Consider the following 22,969-nt stretch of genomic DNA (forward strand, 5'->3'; position numbering starts at 1 on the left):
CAGTCAGTCGACTGATTTACGGTGAACCTCTATCTGAAAATCAAGCTCGCAAAGTAAGCCATTTTGGGTGAATTGCTGTTTTTGTTCACTGCTGAACTTCCAGGCGTAGGGTGTCATTTCGAGAAAATGCGCAATATGCTCGCTGTTTTTAAGTTCAAGTTGAGACCTAAGTCTCTCTTGGTGTAAACATTCAAAGCCATCAATCTTGGCAACTGACTCAGGGTGCAACCTTGGTTCAGCATAAATCTGCTGTTTCAGGGCAAAATGATGATAAGGACCAGGAGAAACCGTGATCAATACTCCCCCCTGGGTCATTACACGCTGTAATTCTTCAACCTTCGATGGTGCATAGATACGAATGGCTAAATCCACACTTTCGGTTTCAATGGGCATCTCATATGCGCTTGCGACACAAAATCGCAGTTCGGGATAACGCTTGGCCGCATATCGAATCGCCGATTTGGAAATATCAATCCCCTGAAGTGTGCAGGCTTTATCTTGACTTAGTGTCTGATACAAACGGTGACTGTAATAGCCTTCACCGCAACCAATATCGAGCAGCTGTATGGCTCCTTTGGCATATTCCTTAGCAAGCTCATTTACCCTATCACTTAAATGCTGATAATGACCGGCATTTAAAAACTCTCGGCGAGATAACATCATCTGTTGATTGTCACCGGGCTCCTTTGAGTTCTTCTTTTGCACGGGCAAAAGGTTCACATAGCCTTCTTTAGCCATATCAAATTTATGGGAGTTAGCGCATCCCCAGGTGCGATCAACGAGTGATAGCGGCGAGGAACACAGGGGACATAGATATTGCATACTGATACTCTGAAAAATTTAAAAGCAACAAATGTAACAAGTTCGTGATAGAGCTAAGCGATCAATTCTTGCAGCTAAACTTCATCCTCCATTAGACGCTCTACCATTTCCGAGAGCTCTGGTGACGCAAGCAATTCGAAACATTGTAGTTTTCTCATAGCTTGATCGATATCGTGACCGTCATTTGAAGCTCGGCCATAGCTCGAACGTTCAAAAAGATGGGTATAGGTGCGATACAGCCACTGGCGCTTTTGTTGTAGCAAGGGCTCAAGTTTCATTGCATCGCTGGCAAGCCCTTGATGACAAACGCCCAATTCACCACGCCAAAATGCCTGTAGTTCTAGGCGAATTTGTTCAATTTCTGCCAAATAAACGGCAATGGTTTCGGCACTCACATCATAATCGTATTTTCGCGCCAATAACGCCTTGGCTAACGTTAACACTTTAGGCTCCTGGGTGCTTCGAACATCCGACTCAAGTGTTATTAACTCAAATTTAGCGCCTTGATTAAGGGCGATTGAGAGCCCTTGCCCAATATCGATATTGAGCGATAAGCCCTCGCGTAATTCTTGGGTATAAAACTTAGGCGCAGTGCCCATGCGGTTATAGAGCCTAACGCCCTGCCCCACACCGCGAACCACACTATTTTCGATTAATGTCTGATTGGGCTGTACAGTAACATCACTTGACGGATGGATTTTAAAAGCGAACAACGGCTGAAATCGCACTGCAATTTGCGGTTTATCGCCGATAGAAACCACAATTAACTCGAGTAAAGGCGCACCTATTGCCTGTAATAGCGAAAAATCACTGACATGCACAGGCAGGGTTAAGGTCAAAATGGATGTCTGTCCAACATCGAGTAACATAGGTTCGTTAAAATATTGATGATGCATCAGCAAGACATCTCCCTTATCGAGGCGAATTGTAACGTCCATTTGTGCTTAAGGTCACCCGTTAACCGCTTCTCTTTTCAATATAATTTCTCTTGGCGATTTCATGCAAAATATTATTACAGGGAGTTTAAGTGTTAAGATGCTATGATTCGACAAAACAGTCATTCGATTTATATTATGTATACACAATCCCAGCCAAGTATCTTTTGGCACGATTATGAAACCTTTGGTGCCAACCCCGCTAAAGACAGACCTGCACAGTTCGCCGGGATCCGCACTGACTTAGACCTCAATATCATCGGCGAACCAGAAACCTTTTACTGCAAACAGGCAACGGATTATCTGCCGTCCCCTGAAGCCATCTTGATCACAGGGATCACTCCACAACTGGCCAATTTAAAGGGATTACCCGAAACTGAATTTATGGGCCGCATTCATGGTTTATTCAGCCAGCCCAATACCTGCGTTGCGGGTTACAACTCTTTAAGATTTGACGATGAAGTAAGCCGCTATGGTTTTTATCGCAATTTTATCGACCCCTACGCCCGCGAATGGCAAAACGGCAATTCTCGCTGGGATATTATTGACCTGGTACGTGCATGTTATGCCTTTAGACCCGATGGAATTAACTGGCCGCTTAGGGAAGATGGCAGTCCCAGTTTTAAATTAGAGCATCTCACCGTTGCAAACGGCTTAAGCCACGATAAGGCCCACGATGCGATGAGTGACGTGTACGCCACTATTGCACTGGCAAAGTTAATCAAAGAAAAACAACCTAAGCTATTTCAGTACTACTTCGATTTACGCCGTAAACAACATGTCGCGGCGCAAGTGGATGTGCTGAATATGCAACCTCTTGCCCATGTCAGTTCAAAAATTAGTGCCCTACACGGCTGTACAACATTGATAGCGCCCGTTGCATATCATCCGAGTAATAAAAATGCCGTAATTTGTGTTAACTTAGCCATGGATTTAACCCCATTGTTTGAGTTGGACGTCGAGCAAATCAAAACGCGTATGTATACGCCGCGAAGCGAGTTAGCAGAGGATGAATTACCTATACCGGTAAAACAAATCCACCTGAATAAATGCCCTTTTATTACCTCAGCCAAAATTTTGGATGATGCTCAGGCCGAGCGCTTAAATATTGATAAAGCCTTTGCCCGTGAGCAGTATAAACGCCTAAAGAGTCAACCAGAGGTTCGTGAAAAATTAGCCCAACTGTTTGAGCATGACGGCGACTTAAACACAACTGACCCCGATTTAATGCTCTATTCCGGCGGCTTTTTCAGCCCTGCGGACAAAGCAAAAATGGAAATCATCCGCCATACTCTGCCTCACAATTTAGCGGCACTCGATCTGCAATTCGATGATGAACGTATCCCTGAGATGCTATTTCGTTTTCGGGCACGCAACTATCCCGAGTTACTCGATGATCAAGAAGCTAGACGCTGGCGGAATTTTTGCCAACAGCGACTATCGGATCCCGATTATCTGCTAAAACTTGAAAATCTGTTGCAAGATACTGAGGAAGATGAGCAAAAACAAAAGCTGTTAGCCGCATTGTGCCATTATTTACGGGGTCTTTAGAAAACTGTCGATATTGCGCTCGATGATGAGTTAGTGTCAAAAGTCGTCCTTACTCAAAATAAGAGCACCCGCGGCTTGTGAGCACGTTACTCACTATACCAAGCTATTTAATACAAGGGCTTGCTCACCGTAAGTCTCTAACGGGAACAAGCCTCAAAACAATGGCTAAACGCGATTTTGCTCGCATTTAGTCTGAAACAGAATGACTAAAATGTTCGCCCATACATTCAATTTACAAGGAGTCGGGAGATGCAAGACAGATTTATTCGCAGCATAACCCAACTGCCAAGGCCTTTGGCCGATGCAATTATTCCCCTGCTGCACCACAACTTTGCTGGGCATATTGATGCGCAGCAACTCGCTGACTTAAAACAAAGCTGTCAAATGAGTGAGGAAGCATTGTTACTCGCTCTCCTGCCGATTGCCGCAGCCTTAGCTAAACCACCCATCAGCGAGTTTTATGTCGGTGCTATTGCTAAGGGAAAAAGTGGTGATATCTATATGGGCGCCAATTTGGAAGTTCCAGGCGAAGCCCTATTCCATTCGGTGCACGCCGAGCAAAGTGCTATCAGCCATGCTTGGCTGAGTGGTGAAACTCAAATCGTCGATATGATTGTCAATGCCACGCCATGCGGCCATTGTCGACAATTTATGAATGAGTTAGTTGATGGGGGGAAAATCAAAGTTCATTTACCCAGCCAAGATACTCACATGCTATCCTACTATTTACCCTATGCATTTGGGCCAAAGGATCTCAACGTTGATACTCCTCTACTGGCAAAACGGCAAATCGAATTAGCCCTAGATAGTAGCGATCCTATGGTGATTGAAGCCTTAGATCATGCAGGATTAAGCTACGCGCCCTATACCCAAAGCTATGCTGCCGTCGTACTTGAAACCTCCGATGGCGCAACCTATTGCGGTCGTTATGCAGAGAATGCCGCCTTTAACCCTTCTATGCTACCAATGCAGATGGCGCTATCTACCCTCATTCGCCACAACCGTGATTTTAGTGAAATCCGCCGCGCGGTATTAGTCGAGTCGTCCCAAGGGAAAATAAGTCTCGTGGGTGCTACCATGGATGCGCTGCATGCCGTTGCCGCCATTGAACTTGAACATATTGTAGTCGATCCTATTTAGTCCCCAGCTTAAAGCGAATGCCCTATTTAGGCTTGAACTAAAACAAAATGGAGATTGGTCAGGGTGTTTCAACCCAGTGGCTTATCTCCATTTTAGCGTGCGCTGAAACGTCGCTTTACGCTCCGCCATTCGCTGATAACAGGCAAATCGTTCCTCATCCGTAAAGGTGCGCCAGCCTAATATCTCGTCTAAATGGCGAAAACATCCCATGCAAATATCCTGCTGATCGAGGCAACAATTTCGCACGCAGGGATTACTGATGCTGTCACTATTATTCTTATTCTGACCAGACTGCATATTCGTTGCCGCAGGGTTCAGTAAAATGGAATCGCCGTCCACCAGGAAAACTAAAAATAGCCTTGCAAATCGTACCGCCGGCCGCAGTTATCGCCGCTTGCGTCTCATCTAATGCTTTGCTGTACAGCACTATCAGGGGAGAGCCCTTCTCTAGGGTAAACAGCGCATTGGATTGATAAAAACCGCCGTTGATACCTGCGTCGAGAAAGCAACTGTATTCGGGACCATAATCTTGAAACTGCCAGCCAAACACCTTGTTGAAAAATGCTTTTGAACTGGCGATATCTGCAGTTGGAATTTCTAAATAATTGATGCTGTTGTGTCTATTCATAGCCATCCCTGAAATCATCGAACAAAAAAGGGAGCCTATGCTCCCCTTGTTAGTATAGTCGGTTGCCAGATTACCCCTGGAGCAAAGCGGCAACAAGTCCAATGGCGCCACCAAATACCCCGCCCCAGACCACTAACCAGCCCAAATGGGTTTCAATCATTTCCTGCACTATGCGCTTCACCATCTGCGGCGTTAACTCATTGAGGCGTTGCTCGACAATGTTAGCAATTTTACTCTGAAGATCGGCCATCATTTTAGGCTGCTCAATTTCTTCCTTGAGTAATTCATGAAATTTCTCGCTATTGGCCAATTCAACTAAAGAAGCCTTCATCTTCTCAATAAACGGCTCCTTTAAGGGCACGAGCGCTTCTGTGCCACCAAACATGGCCAGCATGCCACCGAAGGAAGATTGCGCGACGGTATTCACCAGTGCATCGAATGACGGCGCTAAATCCACCTTATCGATTACCGGCGCTAAATCGAAGTTGGTTAATCCTTCTTTCTCGGATAGGAAGCGGTCAATATTTTCGGTAGTAAAGAATTGATTCATCATCAAATGGGCAATGCCCGCCTTAAACTCTTCGAAACGCGACGGCACCACACCCGAACCATATAATCCCGGAACTTTTTCAAATAACATGTACACCGCAAGCCAGTTGGTTATCGCCCCCGATAACGCAAACAACCCCACATTAAAAACGATTGGCAAACTAAAACCGTAGCCCACAAGTACAAAGATGGCCGCTAACGCATTAGTCACTAAACTTTTATTCAATCTTTCATCCCCTTAGATGCTTATGAACTAATAGCAATGCTGGCTATTTTACCCATGGATGAACACTTTGGTCTAATGATGCGAGGTGATAATCGACATAAATTACCTGCGACGACTCACCTTTAAATACCGTCAATATCACACAGATATGCTAACTTATTCAGTACTGCATCTCGCTAACCCTGTGGATTTAATCAAGATTTTATAAAACATCTAGTGTACACTTGCCCATCCTTCAAAAACCTAAGCAGAATTCACCGACAGATTTGTGCACTTTTCATGCATTGGAGCCTTAGACTTACCATGCCTATGCAACTTTCCCGATTAAAACTCGCCTTCAGCAGTCGCCCTCGTTATCAACGTATTCTCTTCTATACTTCAGCGGCTTACCTTGGTTACCTTGCCACCTTGGGATGGATAATACCCCAATCGATAGTTGCCATAGCACCCGAGAAGATTTCAGCACTACTGCATCGCCCAGTAAATCTTCACGATGTCAGTATCAATCCCTTCAGCACAAGGGTAAAAATTGTCGGGCTTGAACTTAAAGAAATAGATAAAAGGCCATTTGCAGGAATAAGCCAGCTAGAGTTTGAGCTCAATATCTGGGAGTCAGCGCTTAAACAAGCGTTGGTCATTAAGGACATTAAGCTTGAAGGCCCGTACGCAAATATTGAACGCGCCTTATCCCCGACGGGTGAAACCCAATTTAACTTTGACGATATCCTCGCAGCCCTAAACACACCAGCCGTAAACAATGAACCCGACACCGCCGTTAACACTAGCCCTGCACGCATTATCCTAGGGGATTTCACTCTAACGGCCGGTCAGGTACATTTCTTCGACAAAACGACCAATGCCGAAATCCACTACCCTGATATTGCCTTGTCCCTATCGCAGTTCGACTCAGCTCATTTACTGGTCGATACCGCAGTAAATCCCCCCTCAAGCACAAACGATAAGCCAAGCGACAGCCCAAACACGCTTGATGTCAATCTAAATGAAGATCCGCAATCACCTACAGATAATACTCTTAAGTACAATCAATTAAGCGCTGCACTTAAGGATAACCACGACGGAGTTATCACCCTCAAAGGCGAGTTTCAGCTATACCCCTTTAAACTTGTAGGCGACAGCCAAATCAGTAAAATCAAATTTGCACCGCTTTGGTCCTTTATCGACGAGCAATTTACGGCCGCGCTGACAGATGGACAGCTCAGCGCCAATAGCCAATTCCAAGTTATGTTTAACGAAGGTAAACCGCTCGAACTGACAACCCAGAACGGCAAAGTTACCCTCGAAAACCTTACCTTTACTCATCAAGGGCAACCCTTTGTTAAGCTGCCATTGTTCAGTTTGAATGACATTAGTAGCGATTTGGCATTGCAAAAGGTCAATATCGGCAAACTGTACACAAAGGGCTTAACCCTAAAAGCCATTTTCGATGAACAAGGCCTTGATTTAGGCTCACTATTTACCCCTAAATCCATCGAAAATATCACAGCTCAGCAAACTGCAATCACGCCGCAAACCACCACTGAAAATCCAAAATCCCACCCTTGGTCTGTCACGCTCAATAGGATCAATGTTGAAAATTACGATATTCAGTTAACGGAGCACAAACTCACCGCCGATGCGCTGCAATGGCGTATTTACCCACTGAATCTGGCAACCCAAAAAATCACCAGCGCACTGAATAAACCCATTGATTACCAATTTTCTTTTAACATCAATGATAAGGGACAGTTCGCATCCCAAGGGCAACTGGATCCGAGTAATGAGGCAATCGATGCCAAGTTACAACTGGATAAACTCGATTTGGCTCAGTTCCAACCCTACCTTACGCCCTACGTGAATGTTTATCTTAAGAGCGGCCTGTTAAGCTCTGAAGGACAGCTCAGTGCAGATGCCAAGGGCAAAGCGATTTTTCAAGGCAGTATTGGGATAGATGAGCTGACCGTTACCGATAAGAGCCGTAAGTCTCCGCTGTTGAAATGGCAAAAGATGACAGTCAATCAGCTCGATTTTGACCAAGCGACAAACCATATCCAAATCGATAACCTCAGCTTAGATAAACCCTATGCGAAGGTAGTGATTGCCAAGGATAGAACAACCAATATCAGCCAACTGCTCGTTGAACAGCCAGAGAGCCAAGCAGCGACAACCCAGCCTAAAGTACAAACCGTTACTCACTTGGAGGCAAGTGAGCATTCCGCAACACAGATCGCGAGCACTGGCGGCGCTAACACACCCGAGCTGACCTTAGATATACAAAAAATCACTGTAAACGATGGCTCAGCCTTTTTCGCAGATAACTCACTGACGCCCAATTTTGCCTCGGGAATCGAGCAACTTTCAGGTTATATCAATCATTTATCGTCTAAACCAGGCACCAAAGCTTCGGTTAATATTCAAGGGAAAATTGACAGGTATGCCCCCGTGACGCTGAAAGGCGATATCAACCCACTGCTAGAGAAACCCTATCTCGACTTAGACTTAGTGTTTAAAAATGTGGAGCTTACGTCGGTTAACCCCTATTCGGGCACCTATGCCGGTTATTACATCGACAGAGGACAGCTATCCCTCGCCCTCAATTATCAGCTAGAAGATAACAAACTCAAGGGCAGCAACCACTTAGTGGTCGACAAACTTAAACTGGGTAAGCGAAGCAACAGTGACTTAGCGACCAGTTTACCCGTCACCCTTGCTATCGCGCTGCTCCAAGACAGACATGGTGTCATTGACCTAGGCCTCGATGTTTCGGGAGATTTGAACTCCCCAAGCTTTAGTATTGGTAGCATTCTTATGACGGCGCTAACCAATGTGGTGACTAAGGCGGTAACCGCGCCCTTTAGCCTGTTAGCAGGGCTTGTCAGTTCCGATGAAAGCTTAGATCAAGTCAACTTTGCCCCAGGTAAATACCAGATAAATGCCAAAGAGGAAAAGAACCTAGAGAAACTGGCCAAGGCATTAAACGATCGTCCGATGCTCAAGCTCAATCTTGAAGGCAGCGTCGATCTTGTCAGTGATAGCCAAGGCATTGCCGAACGGATCCTAAAACGCAAATTGGCACGGACGGCTAACGTGCAATTTAATGACTTACCGACGGATTTAAGCCCAAGCCAATTCCCAACACAGGGTCCTTTAGCCGATGCGCTTGTGACACTCTATGAACAGGATCTGAAAACCGATCCCAAGCTGATTAAAGAGGACGTCATTAAGGAGGCGCAAACAAGCCTATCGGATGAGGAGCTCTTAACTCGTTGGCATATCGCCCTTTATAACCTGATTGTAAAAAACCAACAGGTCACCCAAGCCATGCTCGGTGATTTAGCTCAGGACAGGGCAAAAGCGGTAAAAGCCTATCTGGTAGATACTAAGGCGATTGCCCATGAGCGGATATTCCTGCTAGAGAGTCGAGTCAGTCTCAATCAACAGGCGGCGCAGGTCACCATGAGCCTAGATGCTAACTAACACTTTGCCTTAATTGCGACAGAGTCCATCAAGACTGGAAGCATTCATTCTTGATGGACTATTTGAAGTATTCGCCATTTTTGATACGGCATGTTGGACGCTTACCTCCTGGGTTAATCCTCAATTTACCCAAACTCGATGACGCTGATGCCTTGGCCTCAACAATCGCTTAGGTTACACTGCCAAGCTTTATGTGCGCAGTATCAGAGACATCTTGAGTGAATCTAACCTGAGCAGATAACGAAGGTTATGCTCAAGATAGATGAGCTGCATTACTCACCCCTTTTAAGAGGTCAATATGTTCATTATTCGCTGGATTTTAGGCAGAATTATCCTGTTACTTAACTTTGTATTCGCCCCTAAAAAGCGCCATCGCCCAAGCGCAGAGCAACAACAAATTGATGCTCAAACTCAATCACTGGCCCTTTATCAATATCCAGCCTGCCCCTTCTGCGTAAAGGTGCGCCGCGCCATGCGTCGTCAAGGTCTGAACATCCAAACCCGCGATGCTAAACAGTCACCTTTTAAAGAAGAATTGCAAAACCTCGGTGGAAAACAGCAAGTGCCTTGTCTTCGCATCGAAGAAGCTGGCAAAGTGCAATGGCTATATGAGTCTAAAGACATTATTCAATATTTAGATCAACGCTTTGCCTAATCACTTATAACTCGACTTTTGTAGAGTGTTGTGTCCCTGAGCATATTGAGGGCGTCTTTGGTTAATTACCAAACGACCAAAAGCGCCCTTATTAGGAACGCCAAAGATATTCCCTGTCTGAAAAATCAATTAACCACTGGGGCTGATACACCACCATTAAAGTGACGGCCATGCCATTTAACAGCGCCTCGGGAAACGCCAATAAGGGGATAAGAACAAGATAATTGTCCAGCAATACGCTCCATTCATAATCCGAGGATATCCACATCCAAATCGCCCAACTGAACTGGTGGGAAACCATCGACAACCCCGCATTAATAAAGGCGCCGACGAAGATAAACACAAAGATATGTTTGGGTAACAGGTGATAGCTGCGGCTGTAGAAAATAAAGGCGCAAAACAACGGTATCGCCACGGAAAAAAGGCTAAAAGCGGCGAATTCTGCCGGCTGCTTTAATACAAAAACACTAAAAAATGCGCTGGGAAGAAGCAATACCACAGTGGCTAAACGCCAGCCAAACATTAACAGAAAAGTGACTATTCCCAGAAAGTGCAAATGCAGTCCCGATTGGATACTGGCATTGACCAGCCAAAGCGTATTAATGGCTAGCAACACATAAAGCAGGCGCCACTGTAGGCTTTTTTCACGCAGCACCTGTTGCAGTTCGCTGCGTGGCCAAATGGCATATATCCAAACGGCTAATAGCACCATCGCCACACATTGAAGTAAACTGATACTCCAGTCGATTTGCGCAAACCAATTAGACCAAGATCCCCTCATCGACTCACACTCCTTAGCCACTCAATTAAGTCAACATTGATTTGCTTCTGTCCCCATGCCCCCCGTTAGCCTTCCCAAGGTACGCCTTAACTTTACGAGAATTTACATTTAAGTTGCCGAACTTCAAGACATTTACCCTATCCAATTTCAAGCAATTATTGAGCGGATATTTAATCGGTTGATACCGAATAATTGTATGATATTAATAGGCCTCTTGAGGTATTCTTCACATAGTTAACTGACAAAGAGTAGAATCGCTATGCCACTGAGAACCATCGGTCTAGGCCTATTTGGCTGCTTTTCCCTGATCGCCTGCAGCTCAGCGCCCGTAAAACCCCAGGATTTTGCGGGTAAGTTAAAAGATAAATTCACCACAGATATTCGCGCTGACGGCCTCAAATTTTTTACCTATCAAGCCAGTATCGTAGAACAAAGAGGCCTTAGGGGTGAGCCCGATGGTGACCAAGATATGTCACGTCAAGGTTCACGACCAGAATCAGGCACAAGACAAGGACCGATGCGCCAACATAGTCAAGGTGGCCGAGAACAAGGCCGAAATGACATGAATAAAACTGAAGATTTGGAGCTTTGGGGTCAACAGGTTGAATTGGGATTGACTAAAACCCTTGAAATGACAGGTTATTGCCGTGACGGTTACTTCGAATTAAGCCGCTATATCGAATCGGGCCGTGGTGAAATACGTGGAGAATGCAAAGACGGTGCAACGGATGCAGATAAGCAAAAGTTTGTACGCTATTAACACGTCGCGTTAACGGCTATGGCTTGGCTAAAAAAATACCCCGCCGCCACTGATAAACGAAAGGCGCGTCCTAAAGTTGAATCGAGAAGATACACCTAAGGCCGCGCTGTCTTAAATTCTTTATCAATAACGCCTTTTTGGCTTAGGCGTTTTCACTTAAGGGTACTGCACGGTTTTCAAGCAATACTGGAATTCCTTCGGTAATAGGATATGCCAGTTTATCGGCTTTACAGACTAACTGCTGCGCCGTTTTATCGTATTCCAGTTTTCCCTTACACACAGGGCAAGCAACGATATCTAGTAGTTTTTTATCAAATGCCATGGGCTTATTCCTTCAGTTTGCGTCTGTTATTGCAGTCTGCCTCGTTTTTAGCAGCAATCACTGCGCGCAGGCGACTCATTAGCTGTTCATCAAAAGTGGGTGATAGCTTGGCATCCACGGCCAAATACCACCAGTTTTCTTGTGCAAAATCGCGACATTTAACCGCATCTTTTTCAGTCATGAGCAACGGTCGCCCAATTGCCACATCGCTTAACTGCGTTTTATCGTAGGCCTGATGATCATCAAAGGCGTGGGTTAACGCTATTTGATAGCCTTGCTGACGCAGGGCATCAAAAAATCGCTCTGGATTACCAATCCCCGCCATTGCCACTAGGTCTTGATTTGCATCAAATTCGAGTACTGAGTGAGGTTTGACCGGCAATACACCGCATGGTACAAGCTGCATCTCAAATTGACCTTGGGTTGCAGGCCCGCCGTTTACCACCACAAAATCCGCTTGGTTGAGCCGCCATGCCCCCTCTCGTAAAGGGCCTGCTGGCAACAGATAGCCATTACCAAGCTGACGCTGACCATCAATCACCACCAGCTCAATATCACGGCCTAGAGCATAGTGCTGCAAACCATCATCACTGATGATCACATCGACACCAAACTCAGAAATTAACTTATTTGCAGTATCGACGCGTTTTGAGCCCACGACCATAGGCACACCTGTGCGGGCAACGATCATCGCAGGCTCATCGCCTACATCTTTAGGCGTTGCATCGGGCGATACGACTTTTACCCCTTGGATATCCGCGCCGTAACCTCGACTGATCACCCCAGGGTTAAAACCATGATGTCTCAGCAATTCGATAAGATAAATGACGGTTGGCGTTTTACCACTCCCCCCGACGGTAATATTACCAACAATAATAATGGGCACAGGAAGCTGGGTTTGAGACTTAATTCCTAAACGAAATAAACTGCGACGGAAAGTCGTGATAAGCGCAAACAGTAAAGAAAATGGCAGTAACAGCCACCGTAATGGGTGGCCTTGATACCAAATTTTATTAACCAGCGACTGCATTTAGCTACCAAACTGCATTTGATAAAGCTTGGCGTACATTCCGCCCTGCTCTAACAACGACTTATGGTTGCCACGTTCGACGATTCTGCCCTGCTCGACCACGAGGATTTGGTCGGCATTTTCAATCGTCGAAAGACGGTGAGCAATCACCAATGAGGTACGGTTTTGCCGCAGGTTATCTAAACCCTGCTGGATGGCTTTTTCAGACTCAGTATCCAGTGCAGAGGTTGCCTCATCAAGGATAAGCACCGGCGCATCACGGAGCATCGCACGGGCAATCGCGATACGTTGACGTTGACCACCCGAGAGGAGTACACCGTTTTCACCCACTTGGGTATCTAAGCCCTCGGGCAATTGGTCAATAAACTCCATTGCATGAGCAAGCGTCGCCGCTTCGATAATCTGTTCGCGGGTCACTTCTCCGGGATATGCATAGGCGATGTTGTTGGCAATCGTATCGTTAAACAACGTCACCTGCTGCGACACTAATGCCACTTGATTACGCAATGATTTCAACGAGTAATCGTAAATACTGACATCATCGAGCTTAATATCACCCGACTCTAATCCGGTATAGAAACGGGTCACTAAACTGGCAATGGTCGATTTACCCGAACCTGAGCGCCCCACCAGTGCCAGTGTCTGGCCCTGAGTCACCTCAAAATCGATATTATCCAGCGCAAGGCGCTCCTGCCCTGGATAGCTAAAGGTCACGCCGCTAAAGCGCAGGTTCCCCTGAGCACGCTCGATAGAATAAGTACCCGTATCCGATTCGGGCGATGAGTCAAGCAACTCAAATACTGTGGTACAAGCCGCAATACCCCGTTGGAACTCGGCATTAACGCGAGTAAGGTTTTTAATAGGTTGCAACATGGCCATCATGGCACCAAGAATGGTCGCGAAGGTACCCGCGGTAAGCTCAGACTTCATGCCATCAAAACTTGCCGCATAGAGCACAAAGGCCAAGGCAAAAGAGCCTATGACCATAATAAGCGGCTGACTGATGGCTTGCGCTACGGCCAACTTCATGTTTTGGTGACGGTTTCTATCGTTCACCTTAGCAAAGCGCGCCGTTTCGGTTTCTTGTCCACCAAAGGCAAGGACGTTTTTGTGGCCTTTGATCATCTGCTCGGTCGCCGCGCTAACATCACCCATCGCAGTTTGGATCTGCTTAGACACTTTGCGGAAACGACGACTCACAATGGTGATCACTAAGCCCATCACAGGACCTATCACTAAGATACAGAGTGACAGCTTCCAAGAATTGTAAAACATCAGTGCCAGCATCCCAATCACGGTCACACCGTCACGGACAATCGAAATCAAGGCACTGCCCGATGCACGGGCGATTTGCTCGGTATCGAAGGTCACTTTCGAAATTAGGTTACCGGTATTTTCCTTATCCATAAAACTGACGGGAAGTCTAAGATAATGTTCAAATACTTGCTGACGCATATTCATAATGAGCTGGGAGCTCATGTAAGAAATACCATAGGTCGAGACAAAGTTTGCAAAACCGCGCAGGGCAAACATGCCGATGACCACCAGCGGTGCCATCAGCAGCACCTTGTTATCGGCACTGAATCCCTGATTAGCGGGTAAGGCAATACCGTTACTGATTGCAGGGGCGCTGCTAAAGCCCTTATCAATAAAAGGGCCAATAAAAGAGATAAACGCCGCGTCGACCAAGCCGTAAACAATGAGGCCTGCGACTGAAAGCATAAACATGCCTTTCATGGGTTTGAGATAGCCGAGTAATCGTTTGAATACTACCCACATTTCGTCATTAGGAGATGCTGTCATGGAAAACACTAAATTATGGCAAAGTGCCCATTCTACTCTGGATTAATCAAGTCACCAAATCTAAACAAACGGTTATACCAAAATGGCGCCAAATCCTGCCGATAGGTTTTCACTATTGGCCCATTTTCATCAATAGTCACACTGATTTGCCCTGTTATCCCCGTAGTGAAAGTGTCAATACCCAGCGCCTGATATCGGTTGAGCACATCCGCTTTTGGAAAACCGTAACGATTTTCTAACCCTGCGGGGAAGAGCGCGATTTGCGGATTTACGGCTTGAATAAATGCTTGAGTAGAAGAAGTGCGACTGCCATGATGCGGTGCAATCAACAGCTGACTCTCAAGCTTAAGAACTGAGGATTCATTGAGAGCCATTAAGGCTTGCTCGGCCTGCGCCTCAATATCACCAGTTAACAGTACACTGTGCCTTCCATCATCAATCCGTAGTACGCAAGAACTGTTGTTGCCTGAAAAATGCTGCTGAGCCACCCAATGTAACTTAAGTGATTGCCACTCCTTTTGCTTGATATGACAGGGCTTGGCATTAATCGAGGATACATCACTGATTCGAGTTGCCATAGGGAATCGTTCTATTAAACTGCTGGCTCCTCCAGCATGATCATTATCACTGTGGCTGACAAAAATGTAGTCTATTTCATTAAGACCTCGATAATGCAAAAAGGGGATGATGACACGCTCGCTATAACTAAAATCCTCACCATAACTTGCGCCGGTATCATAAATTAGTGCCCTACCGTCCTTTTCAACTACGACGGCAAGCCCCTGACCCACATCGAGTAGATGTACATTCCACGGATAAGACCTCGGCTGAAACCATTGTCCAGCATACAATCCCATTGGCAGTAACAATAACGTCATTAACATATGCCATTGCCAATATTGACGTTCCCTCGGCAGATATCGCCAGACAATCCCCGCGAGGATAACCAAAAAGGTCAGCCCAAGTAGTCTATCGGGAGTAACTTGCCAATATGCGGGCAAATCAGCTGAGTGCTCTAGCAAATAGGCATAGGGTTTCAGTGTCCAATCTGCCATTTGAAGCAATCCTAACCAGGATTGGCTAATGAGCAACCCGATACACCAAATCACAAAACTCAATATGGCAAGCGGGATAACGATGAAGCTAAACCAAGGCACGACAAGCAAATTTATCCAAAGACTGTGAATACTCACGCCCCCAAACAATATGGCCTGTAGGACGCCCAAAAAAAGCGTTAATCGCCATTGAATGGCCCAAAACTGCCAGAGCTTAGGTTTTAATCGCCCCCAAAGCGTGCTCTCTTGCGTCACACTTAGTGTTATTTCCTTAGTCATTAAGGGCGTATCTATAGTGAGAATAATAATGCAAAGGGCACAGAAGGATAACCAAAATCCCATACTCAGGCAGGACAAAGGGTCAATCAGTAACACCACGAAAAGAGCAAACAGTAATCGATCCCAAGTCGTTGAAAAACGACTGAAAAGGCTGAGGAAAATAATTAATAAAATCATCACAATGGCCCGCTGAGTTGGGATCCCAAACCCCGCTAGATAGGCATAAAGCAGCGCAGCGAGTCCAGAGAACACCACGCTAATAGCCCAGTTTCGGCGGCCAAAGGTAGGTGCAAAATAACATAGGCTGAAAAAGGAGATGGCGTAAAACCAAGCACAGACCACCGAGAGGTGTAAACCCGATATTGCCACTAAATGCCCAGTACCAGTCTGCCTTAAATCCTGCCATTTATCCTGTGTAATTAGGCTCTTATCGCCAAGCAGTAGTGCGAGTAAGATATCCCCTTGAGATAAGTGGCTAAGCTCTGGTGACAATCGTTCAATCAAGTGGCTTCTTAAGGAATATCGCGATTCAATGAACTTTGCTTCAATAATTCGCCCTTTACCGACAATATGTTGGCTGAGTAATTGCTTTTGCCCGTTATAGCCACCTTGATTGAGCACACTCGAGATTGTTTTTGGGATTATCTTAAAAGACCAAACCTGGCCAACTTCAACCTTTTCATATGCTTGCCAACTTAAGCGTAACCTTCGTTTAGGGCTGAAGATTAATTTTTTCTCATCGACTTCGATATCCAAACTTAGCCAGTCGCGGTTTTGAGAAACTAGTGATATGATTTCGCCCCGCACCTGAATAGGTTCTTGTGAGAATGGCCCTTGTGAAACGGGGACGCCCTGCCGAGATAACAATAAACAAAACCCTGTGAGCCACAGAACAGCAAGGAGCGCACCTGAGACAATAGGCGCTCTTCGAGTCAACACAATGGCCCCAAGGCAGAGAAAAGGGAGAGAAACCAGTGGCGGCAGCGATGGCCACAACATCGCTGACAATAAGGTGGCACTAAAGCCCAACATGAACCGATTCATAGTGAATTAAGTTAAGACAGCAAATTCATCCTATGCCAAAAAAATTATTAAAAAGAATTATGCCTAAGCCTGAAACCTTACGTGAGCATAAACACTTACGCATGTTCGGTAGCTTGTTACATAACCCAAATCTGTGGGCACTTAATCGTAAGTCAGCGCCCGGCGCCTTTGCCGTTGGGCTCTTTGTCGCTTGGCTCCCTCTGCCCTTTCAGATGATCCTCGCCGCAGCGCTAGCCATTATGTTTAATGTGAATATTCCAGTATCCGTTGCCTTAGTGTGGGTTACTAACCCCATCACCATGCCGGTAATGTTCTACGGCGCCTATCTTCTAGGGGCGAAAATTCTAGGCCATGCGCCGCAGGAATTTGCCTTTGAAGCAAGTTGGCATTGGATTGAATCCTCATTGGCAACCATTGGCCCTGCATTTTTACTGGGATGTCTGGTACTGGGAGTAGTATTTGCAGCCGTAGGATATTTAATGATCAGTAATATCTGGAAATACTCGATCATGTTTAAATGGCAAAAAAGAAAACAAAAATAAAATTTTTTATTAATGGCTTAACCATTTTTACCGATGCGTTAAGCCAATAATTCCCGCCCGCATCGTTATGTCTTAACTTACACCCAATTCATAAAAACAATATCTAGCGACTTTCTTGATTAATCGATGAACTCTGGTTTGCGATAGATTTTAATCTAAGCTGCTGAGATGCTTGCTATTGTTGTGAATAACATCACAGATGTCTGGCTCCTCAGCTCTCAGCTATACTCATTTTTACTGTTATTATTAATAAAAATAATGAGTAGGGAATCATCATGCCTTTTTATCGCCAGTATGGTGCCAAAGGTTTAAAAGCCGTTGAGCATTTTGTGTTAGTGATCATCGCCATTGCGACCGTTGTCGCTATCGGTCAGGAAATAGTCCATATCTTCGAAATGGGTAAAGTTGCCCTCGCCGATTTGCTATTGCTCTTCATCTACCTTGAAGTCCTAGCCATGGTCGGAAACTACGCCGAATCAGGGAAATTACCCGTGCGCATGCCAATTTATATTGGCATCGTCGCCCTCGCCCGTTACCTGATCTTAGACATGAAAAGCATGGACGATTGGCGAATTGTGGCAATTTCAGTCTCAACCCTTGTCCTTGCCAGCACAGTCATCGTTATCCGTTGGGGACAATTAAAAATGCCCTACCCTAAAAATCAAGAATACGATAACTAAGGCAATTATTGACTGCACACCAAGGCTTGAGCCTTGGTGCCTTAGAGTCTCTTTTTAAAATAATTATCAAAGACCTAGGATAAGGATTGGTATTCTGCTAAAAAGCAATTATGCTAGTTTCATTAAGATCAATTATTTAACAGGGCAATCGTGTTATGGGTGACCAACCAACGGAATTTGAAGAAAAACGCGGGTCGCTACGTGTGGATTTGGAAGCAGAACGCGTACTTTTACATTGGAACGATCAGACAGGCGTTAATCATACTGAAGAAGGGATTTGTATCGATTTATCCCGTAAAGGCGTTCTGTTCGAGTATAAAAAACCCTTCGCTCTGGGCGAATTAGTTAGCGTGACATTTAACCCCAACACAGAAACAGAAAACACCGTTAAAGGTCAGGTATGCCGCTGCTCTAAGCGTCACGATCTTAGCTACCATATTGCGATGCAACTGCTTTAATTTTTAACAAATTACGCAGGCTTGATGGGTCTGTCCTACACTAAATACATTGAATTTTCGCGAGGGTTATAACCATGATTTTGCTGGTAGGTGGAGAAAAAGGAGGAAGTGGCAAAAGTTGCCTCGCACAGAACATGGCTGTTTATATCAAACAGAAATTCGATGCCAATGTTCTGATGGTCGATTGTGACCCTCAACGAACTACATCTGACTGGATCCAAGCTCGGAACAACGACCCTTCTCTGCCCGCAATTAATTGTATTCAGCTCTACGGTAAGATCCGTAACGACTTGTTAAGCCTCAATGAACGCTTCGATTACGTCATTGTCGACTGTGGTGGTCAAGATAACCTTGCAATGCGTGCCGCGATGTCCGTCGCAACCTATGTAATGATCCCACTGCGCCCCAAACGTCGTGACCTAAAGACCCTTCCCCATATGGAAGATATGCTCAGCACCTGTAAAATGGTCAACCCAAAAATGGTGGCTAACATTGTGCTTACCCAGTGCCCTGCACTGCCAACGCAGGTAAAACGAATTTTAGAGGCTAAAGAGGTTGTTCAGTCATTTGGCCTTCGAGTCCTCAATTCGGTGACGTTCTCTCGCAACATATACGATGACAGCGAAGAGAAAGGCTCCTCGGTAATGGAAATCGAGCCCGATGGCAAGGCAGCGGAAGAAATCCGTGCCATTGTGGATGAGATATTTAACATACCGCCAGAAAATAGCTATGAGCTTAACTGATCTTAAACGTAAGAAACCAAAACAGGTTATCAAGTCTGTTTCAGTTGAAGATTTTATTGAAGATGCCAATAACTACGCTTTTGGTAAGGCAAGTATTTTGTCGACTCAGCCCCCGCCGTTAGTTAAGGGGCTCGATAAAAAATCGACCAAGATGTATCGCCATGCAACCTTTACGCTAACAGAAAGCAGCATCTCTCAACTTGATGAACTCTCCAAAGAAACCAAAATCGCCAAATCACGCTTGGTGCGTATTCTGATTGACGAATTCAGTCGTAAATCCTTTGATGAACAGATAAGTGTGGTCAATAAGAATAAAAACTGATTCTCTAGGCAACCCTTAACCACTCTATGATACCCGCAAATCTGTTATTCGATTAACCCGATGTTCAACTTGTCGTGCTTTTACCTAATAGCGTGGTCTTGTGTTACACCACGCAACTCATAGCTTGAATGATTACAACGCATCCCTGCAAGGGAAATCCCTTCAGTTGTCTCGGTCAGTTTCCCCTTACCCATGAGAAAAAGAATAAGCCCCTCTGCAGTGAGATTATCTGCGCTGCAGGTGTGATAGCGCGCATTTTCACCAAAGGCGTGTGACATTTTGCTCAGCAATTCTACTTTTAAAACAGGGGTAGCTTGCGCTACCATCAGCGCCATCACGTCATGGCCGTGGACAGAATCAGACATAAAGCCTCCAAAGATGCATATTATATTTAGCTTTATATCCTAACTGTTAAACTTTAACCCTGATCCTGCGCACAGACTGCTAAACTAAGCGGCAGCGCAGCTCGATGTGATGATAAAGTGAGCGAGTATGTCTCTAATTCTGCTATTGACCCAACAGATGTCGCTGTACCTAGTGATCGTCTATCTGTTCAGTAAAACCCCCCTATTCAAAGTGTTTGCAGAAACCTCGTCACGCCTGCCTCACAAAATTTTAATCTATCTCATCTTTTCAAGCTTTTGCATTATGGCCACCTATTTTGGTGAACAAACCTCTGGCGCGATCGCCAATACCCGCGCGATGGGAGCCGTATTAGGAGGTCTGTTAGGTGGCCCCGTTACCGGATTTTTGGTGGGGCTTACTGGCGGATTACATAGATACAGCATGGGAGGCTTTACCGATGTGGCCTGCGCGATATCCACCACCTTTGAGGGGCTCTCTGCGGGGATGATAAGTTACTATCTGCGCCGCGCTGGGAAAAGTGAACTCTGTTATAACCCTTGGTTAGTCTGGGGCGTGACCTTTTATGCCGAGATGATGCAAATGAGCATTATATTATTAATCGCCCGTCCCTTTGATGATGCATGGGAATTAGTGAGGCAAATCGCCCCGCCTATGTTATTAGTCAATTCGATTGGTGCCGCCCTATTTATGAGCATGGTGCGAGATCAAAAGACCATGTTCGATAAACTGTCTTCGGCCTTTTCAACTAAGGCCTTAAAGATTGCCGAACGCAGCGTCGGTTTGCTTTCTAAGGGATTTAACGAAGACAGTAGCGGTAAAGTCGCTAAAATTGTGATTGAAGAAACCAATGTCGGCGCTGTTGCGATTACCGACAGGGAAAAATTATTGGCCTTTATCGGCATAGGCGCAGATCATCATATTCCCGGCACCCCAATCTCATCACAGATCACCCTCGAAGCGATTAACCAAAATAAAGTAATGTTCGCCGATGGTGTGGAAACGTCATACGCCTGCTCAATTTCAAGTCATTGCAAGTTAGGCTCGAGTTTGGTTATTCCCCTTCGCAGCGACAACGAAGTGATTGGTACGATCAAGTTGTACGAGCCCAAAAATAAGCTGTTCTTAAACATTAACCGTACCTTAGGTGAAGGCATCGCCCGTTTGCTGTCTAACCAGATTCTCTTTGGTCGTTTCGAGCAGCAGCAAAACCTGCTCACTCAAGCTGAGTTAAAACTCCTGCAGGCACAGGTCAATCCGCACTTTCTATTTAATGCCCTCAATACCATTAGTGCGATTATTAAACGCGATCCGGATATGTCCAAACAGCTACTGCAGCAGTTATCGCAGTTTTTACGGATCAATTTAAAGCGCACCACAGGGCTAGTCACTTTAGGGGATGAGCTCGATCACATTGCCTCATATCTAACGATTGAAAAAGCACGATTTATTGATAAATTACAGATAAATATCGCAATCCCTGAGTCACTGTATCACTGTAAGGTACCAGCGTTTACCCTGCAACCGATTATCGAAAATGCGGTGAAACACGGCACCTCGCATATGATTGAGCAAGGGCAAATCAAGGTCTCTGGCCGCTTAAATAATCAAGTGCTAGAACTTGAAGTGACCGATAATGCGGGGTTGTATCAACCCAGTGCCCGCTCCGAAGGCCTAGGCATGAATCTTGTCCATAAGCGGATCCAAAACATGTTTGGGACACAATATGGTATTGAAGTCGCCTGTAAGGCGGATGAGTTTACCCAAGTGACCATTCGCTTACCCATAGAACAAACGGAAACAGTTACGTGATCACTTGTCTTATTGTCGACGATGAATTATTTGCCCGCGAAGAGCTTATCGATTTGTTAAGCACTGAGGCCGATATTGAGATTATTGGCCAATGCAGTAATGCCATTGAAGCCCTGCAAACTATTACGAAGGAAAAGCCGCAACTGGTTTTCCTCGATATCCAAATGCCGCGGATTTCAGGCATGGAATTAATTGCGATGCTCGAGCCTGACACTTTACCGAAGATTGTATTTGTTACCGCTTTCGATGAGTTTGCGGTAAAGGCCTTTGACCATCACGCCTTCGATTATCTGCTCAAACCTATAGATGCACTAAGACTTAATCAAACCCTAAAACGGGTGCGAAAGGACTTAACTCCGCAGGCGGTGAATTTAATTGCGCCAGCCAGCCTTGAGCATTTACCTTGCTACAGCGGTAATAAATTAAAAGTCATAGCAATTCAGGATGTCGAATACGTGTTTAGCGATTTAAGCGGTATCCACGTTGCCAGTAATAAGGGTAAGGTTCACACCCAATTAACCCTTAAAGTACTCGAAGAAAAAACCCCATTGGTGCGATGCCATCGTCAATATCTTATCTCACCAAAGGCCATTGCCGAGATTGAAATCCTAGATACGGGCGCAGAGGTCACTACGCTACTGGGTGATAAAGTGCCTGTATCACGCCGTTATCTTAAAAGCCTCAAGCAACTCTTTGGCTTTCAATAGTCCTTTCAATACGCACATTCAAATTAAAGCCCCACATCATGCCGCACTTATCATCTTTGGCGGTTATGTGGCCGAATGTTCCCTTCCCCTGTTAAAGTTTAAAGATTCCTCTAAGCGTCGGGTCAATACCATTAAGTTAAGCAATAGCACCGCTTAGTCCATTTCCATACCGCTTGGTGCTAAATAAGGGACCACTCGCATACGTATTCAACCGCTCAGTCCCCGCTATTACCGCTGACATTGCATTATCGACCGCTCAATCAGAATCCGCTTTTTTGCCTTTATTTG

At 45.5% G+C, this 22,969-nt stretch carries 23 protein-coding genes; 12 read left to right on the plus strand and 11 right to left on the minus strand.

Features of this window, described 5'->3' with window-relative positions; all coding sequences use genetic code 11:
- Nucleotides 1-3: 3 nt before the first annotated feature.
- Together rlmA and K0H61_RS10895 are read right to left on the minus strand one after the other, a co-directional pair.
- The gene (gene rlmA, locus K0H61_RS10890) at nucleotides 4-822 is read right to left on the minus strand and encodes a 23S rRNA (guanine(745)-N(1))-methyltransferase (protein WP_220049231.1); all 819 of its coding nucleotides are present in this window, start codon (nucleotides 820-822) and stop codon (nucleotides 4-6) included.
- A 74-nt stretch (nucleotides 823-896) separates the two neighbouring features.
- Nucleotides 897-1,718 (minus strand): hypothetical protein, encoded by an 822-nt coding sequence (locus K0H61_RS10895; protein WP_220052661.1) that lies wholly within the window; start codon nucleotides 1,716-1,718, stop codon nucleotides 897-899.
- Nucleotides 1,719-1,895: 177 nt separating this feature from the next.
- Here K0H61_RS10895 and sbcB point away from each other — a divergent pair, with 177 nt between their 5' ends.
- Nucleotides 1,896-3,308, plus strand: coding sequence for an exodeoxyribonuclease I (gene sbcB, locus K0H61_RS10900; protein ID WP_220049233.1), 1,413 nt, complete (start codon nucleotides 1,896-1,898; stop codon nucleotides 3,306-3,308).
- A 249-nt stretch (nucleotides 3,309-3,557) separates the two neighbouring features.
- Complete coding sequence (cdd, locus tag K0H61_RS10905) at nucleotides 3,558-4,448, plus strand: cytidine deaminase (protein WP_220049234.1); 891 nt, start codon at nucleotides 3,558-3,560, stop codon at nucleotides 4,446-4,448.
- A gap of 81 nt (nucleotides 4,449-4,529) precedes the next feature.
- Here the strand turns inward: cdd and K0H61_RS10910 are convergent, their stop codons facing one another.
- The 3 genes from K0H61_RS10910 to K0H61_RS10920 all read right to left on the minus strand — a co-directional run bounded on the left by K0H61_RS10910 (nucleotide 4,530) and on the right by K0H61_RS10920 (nucleotide 5,851).
- Nucleotides 4,530-4,745, minus strand: a complete 216-nt coding sequence (locus tag K0H61_RS10910; RefSeq protein WP_220049236.1) for a DUF1289 domain-containing protein — start codon at nucleotides 4,743-4,745, stop codon at nucleotides 4,530-4,532.
- On the minus strand, nucleotides 4,726-5,076 hold the full coding sequence (locus tag K0H61_RS10915; RefSeq protein ID WP_220049238.1) for a VOC family protein: 351 nt from the start codon (nucleotides 5,074-5,076) through the stop codon (nucleotides 4,726-4,728). The genes K0H61_RS10910 and K0H61_RS10915 overlap by 20 nt, the downstream gene beginning before the upstream one ends.
- 70 nt (nucleotides 5,077-5,146) lie before the next feature.
- Entirely contained in the window at nucleotides 5,147-5,851 is a 705-nt protein-coding gene (locus tag K0H61_RS10920) for a DUF445 domain-containing protein (protein WP_220049240.1), read from the minus strand.
- Nucleotides 5,852-6,154: 303 nt separating this feature from the next.
- Here K0H61_RS10920 and K0H61_RS10925 point away from each other — a divergent pair, with 303 nt between their 5' ends.
- Both K0H61_RS10925 and K0H61_RS10930 read left to right on the plus strand, forming a co-directional pair.
- Nucleotides 6,155-9,325, plus strand: a complete 3,171-nt coding sequence (locus tag K0H61_RS10925; RefSeq protein WP_220049241.1) for a DUF748 domain-containing protein — start codon at nucleotides 6,155-6,157, stop codon at nucleotides 9,323-9,325.
- Nucleotides 9,326-9,623: 298 nt separating this feature from the next.
- Nucleotides 9,624-9,980, plus strand: coding sequence for a glutaredoxin family protein (locus tag K0H61_RS10930; protein WP_220049243.1), 357 nt, complete (start codon nucleotides 9,624-9,626; stop codon nucleotides 9,978-9,980).
- A 91-nt stretch (nucleotides 9,981-10,071) separates the two neighbouring features.
- Here K0H61_RS10930 and K0H61_RS10935 read toward each other — a convergent pair whose 3' ends face one another.
- On the minus strand, nucleotides 10,072-10,761 hold the full coding sequence (locus K0H61_RS10935; RefSeq protein ID WP_220049244.1) for an energy-coupling factor ABC transporter permease: 690 nt from the start codon (nucleotides 10,759-10,761) through the stop codon (nucleotides 10,072-10,074).
- Between the two features lie 259 nt (nucleotides 10,762-11,020).
- Between K0H61_RS10935 and K0H61_RS10940 the strand changes: the two genes are divergently transcribed.
- Nucleotides 11,021-11,521, plus strand: coding sequence for a hypothetical protein (locus K0H61_RS10940; protein WP_220049245.1), 501 nt, complete (start codon nucleotides 11,021-11,023; stop codon nucleotides 11,519-11,521).
- 142 nt (nucleotides 11,522-11,663) lie between these two features.
- On the opposite strand, the gene K0H61_RS10945 is transcribed toward K0H61_RS10940, so the two are convergent.
- From K0H61_RS10945 to K0H61_RS10960, 4 genes are read right to left on the minus strand one after another with little or no spacing between them, the layout of a single operon-like run.
- On the minus strand, nucleotides 11,664-11,843 hold the full coding sequence (locus tag K0H61_RS10945) for a Trm112 family protein (RefSeq protein ID WP_220049247.1): 180 nt from the start codon (nucleotides 11,841-11,843) through the stop codon (nucleotides 11,664-11,666).
- Between the two features lie 4 nt (nucleotides 11,844-11,847).
- Nucleotides 11,848-12,873, minus strand: a complete 1,026-nt coding sequence (gene lpxK / locus K0H61_RS10950) for a tetraacyldisaccharide 4'-kinase (protein ID WP_220049249.1) — start codon at nucleotides 12,871-12,873, stop codon at nucleotides 11,848-11,850.
- The gene (gene msbA, locus K0H61_RS10955) at nucleotides 12,874-14,676 is read right to left on the minus strand and encodes a lipid A export permease/ATP-binding protein MsbA (protein ID WP_220049251.1); all 1,803 of its coding nucleotides are present in this window, start codon (nucleotides 14,674-14,676) and stop codon (nucleotides 12,874-12,876) included.
- A 32-nt stretch (nucleotides 14,677-14,708) separates the two neighbouring features.
- Nucleotides 14,709-17,054 carry a DNA internalization-related competence protein ComEC/Rec2 gene (locus tag K0H61_RS10960; RefSeq protein ID WP_220049253.1) on the minus strand — a complete coding sequence of 782 codons (2,346 nt, stop codon included), beginning with the start codon at nucleotides 17,052-17,054 and terminating at the stop codon, nucleotides 14,709-14,711.
- A gap of 32 nt (nucleotides 17,055-17,086) precedes the next feature.
- Here K0H61_RS10960 and K0H61_RS10965 point away from each other — a divergent pair, with 32 nt between their 5' ends.
- From K0H61_RS10965 to K0H61_RS10985, 5 genes are all read left to right on the plus strand, one after another.
- Nucleotides 17,087-17,596 (plus strand): DUF2062 domain-containing protein, encoded by a 510-nt coding sequence (locus K0H61_RS10965; RefSeq protein ID WP_220049254.1) that lies wholly within the window; start codon nucleotides 17,087-17,089, stop codon nucleotides 17,594-17,596.
- 275 nt (nucleotides 17,597-17,871) lie between these two features.
- A complete protein-coding gene (locus K0H61_RS10970; protein ID WP_220049256.1) occupies nucleotides 17,872-18,276 on the plus strand; it encodes a phosphate-starvation-inducible protein PsiE in 405 nt (134 codons plus the stop codon).
- A 155-nt stretch (nucleotides 18,277-18,431) separates the two neighbouring features.
- Nucleotides 18,432-18,734, plus strand: a complete 303-nt coding sequence (locus K0H61_RS10975; RefSeq protein ID WP_220049257.1) for a PilZ domain-containing protein — start codon at nucleotides 18,432-18,434, stop codon at nucleotides 18,732-18,734.
- A gap of 74 nt (nucleotides 18,735-18,808) precedes the next feature.
- Nucleotides 18,809-19,477 carry an AAA family ATPase gene (locus tag K0H61_RS10980; RefSeq protein ID WP_220049258.1) on the plus strand — a complete coding sequence of 223 codons (669 nt, stop codon included), beginning with the start codon at nucleotides 18,809-18,811 and terminating at the stop codon, nucleotides 19,475-19,477.
- Nucleotides 19,464-19,799 carry a ribbon-helix-helix domain-containing protein gene (locus K0H61_RS10985; RefSeq protein WP_220049260.1) on the plus strand — a complete coding sequence of 112 codons (336 nt, stop codon included), beginning with the start codon at nucleotides 19,464-19,466 and terminating at the stop codon, nucleotides 19,797-19,799. Before K0H61_RS10980 ends, K0H61_RS10985 begins: the two co-directional genes overlap by 14 nt.
- A gap of 80 nt (nucleotides 19,800-19,879) precedes the next feature.
- Here the strand turns inward: K0H61_RS10985 and K0H61_RS10990 are convergent, their stop codons facing one another.
- Nucleotides 19,880-20,164, minus strand: a complete 285-nt coding sequence (locus K0H61_RS10990) for a YecH family metal-binding protein (protein WP_220049261.1) — start codon at nucleotides 20,162-20,164, stop codon at nucleotides 19,880-19,882.
- 127 nt (nucleotides 20,165-20,291) lie between these two features.
- Between K0H61_RS10990 and K0H61_RS10995 the strand changes: the two genes are divergently transcribed.
- Both K0H61_RS10995 and btsR read left to right on the plus strand, forming a co-directional pair.
- On the plus strand, nucleotides 20,292-21,974 hold the full coding sequence (locus tag K0H61_RS10995) for a sensor histidine kinase (protein ID WP_220049262.1): 1,683 nt from the start codon (nucleotides 20,292-20,294) through the stop codon (nucleotides 21,972-21,974).
- Nucleotides 21,971-22,681 (plus strand): two-component system response regulator BtsR, encoded by a 711-nt coding sequence (gene btsR / locus K0H61_RS11000; RefSeq protein ID WP_220049264.1) that lies wholly within the window; start codon nucleotides 21,971-21,973, stop codon nucleotides 22,679-22,681. Before K0H61_RS10995 ends, btsR begins: the two co-directional genes overlap by 4 nt.
- Nucleotides 22,682-22,969: the final 288 nt, after the last annotated feature.

The organism is Shewanella acanthi (genome assembly GCF_019457475.1).
In the GTDB taxonomy this organism is placed as follows: domain Bacteria; phylum Pseudomonadota; class Gammaproteobacteria; order Enterobacterales; family Shewanellaceae; genus Shewanella; species Shewanella acanthi.

Excerpts from the sequence above, each read along its gene's own strand:
- rlmA (WP_220049231.1), bottom strand. The coding sequence starts at position 822 with ATGCAATATCTATGTCCCCTGTGTTCCTCGCCGCTATCACTCGTTGAT.
- K0H61_RS10895 (WP_220052661.1), bottom strand. The coding sequence starts at position 1,718 with ATGCATCATCAATATTTTAACGAACCTATGTTACTCGATGTTGGACAG.
- sbcB (WP_220049233.1), top strand. The coding sequence starts at position 1,896 with ATGTATACACAATCCCAGCCAAGTATCTTTTGGCACGATTATGAAACC.
- cdd (WP_220049234.1), top strand. The coding sequence starts at position 3,558 with ATGCAAGACAGATTTATTCGCAGCATAACCCAACTGCCAAGGCCTTTG.
- K0H61_RS10910 (WP_220049236.1), bottom strand. The coding sequence starts at position 4,745 with ATGCAGTCTGGTCAGAATAAGAATAATAGTGACAGCATCAGTAATCCC.
- K0H61_RS10915 (WP_220049238.1), bottom strand. The coding sequence starts at position 5,076 with ATGAATAGACACAACAGCATCAATTATTTAGAAATTCCAACTGCAGAT.
- K0H61_RS10925 (WP_220049241.1), top strand. The coding sequence starts at position 6,155 with ATGCCTATGCAACTTTCCCGATTAAAACTCGCCTTCAGCAGTCGCCCT.
- K0H61_RS10930 (WP_220049243.1), top strand. The coding sequence starts at position 9,624 with ATGTTCATTATTCGCTGGATTTTAGGCAGAATTATCCTGTTACTTAAC.
- K0H61_RS10935 (WP_220049244.1), bottom strand. The coding sequence starts at position 10,761 with ATGAGGGGATCTTGGTCTAATTGGTTTGCGCAAATCGACTGGAGTATC.
- K0H61_RS10940 (WP_220049245.1), top strand. The coding sequence starts at position 11,021 with ATGCCACTGAGAACCATCGGTCTAGGCCTATTTGGCTGCTTTTCCCTG.
- K0H61_RS10945 (WP_220049247.1), bottom strand. The coding sequence starts at position 11,843 with ATGGCATTTGATAAAAAACTACTAGATATCGTTGCTTGCCCTGTGTGT.
- lpxK (WP_220049249.1), bottom strand. The coding sequence starts at position 12,873 with ATGCAGTCGCTGGTTAATAAAATTTGGTATCAAGGCCACCCATTACGG.
- msbA (WP_220049251.1), bottom strand. The coding sequence starts at position 14,676 with ATGACAGCATCTCCTAATGACGAAATGTGGGTAGTATTCAAACGATTA.
- K0H61_RS10960 (WP_220049253.1), bottom strand. The coding sequence starts at position 17,054 with ATGAATCGGTTCATGTTGGGCTTTAGTGCCACCTTATTGTCAGCGATG.
- K0H61_RS10965 (WP_220049254.1), top strand. The coding sequence starts at position 17,087 with ATGCCAAAAAAATTATTAAAAAGAATTATGCCTAAGCCTGAAACCTTA.
- K0H61_RS10970 (WP_220049256.1), top strand. The coding sequence starts at position 17,872 with ATGCCTTTTTATCGCCAGTATGGTGCCAAAGGTTTAAAAGCCGTTGAG.
- K0H61_RS10975 (WP_220049257.1), top strand. The coding sequence starts at position 18,432 with ATGGGTGACCAACCAACGGAATTTGAAGAAAAACGCGGGTCGCTACGT.
- K0H61_RS10980 (WP_220049258.1), top strand. The coding sequence starts at position 18,809 with ATGATTTTGCTGGTAGGTGGAGAAAAAGGAGGAAGTGGCAAAAGTTGC.
- K0H61_RS10985 (WP_220049260.1), top strand. The coding sequence starts at position 19,464 with ATGAGCTTAACTGATCTTAAACGTAAGAAACCAAAACAGGTTATCAAG.
- K0H61_RS10990 (WP_220049261.1), bottom strand. The coding sequence starts at position 20,164 with ATGTCTGATTCTGTCCACGGCCATGACGTGATGGCGCTGATGGTAGCG.
- K0H61_RS10995 (WP_220049262.1), top strand. The coding sequence starts at position 20,292 with ATGTCTCTAATTCTGCTATTGACCCAACAGATGTCGCTGTACCTAGTG.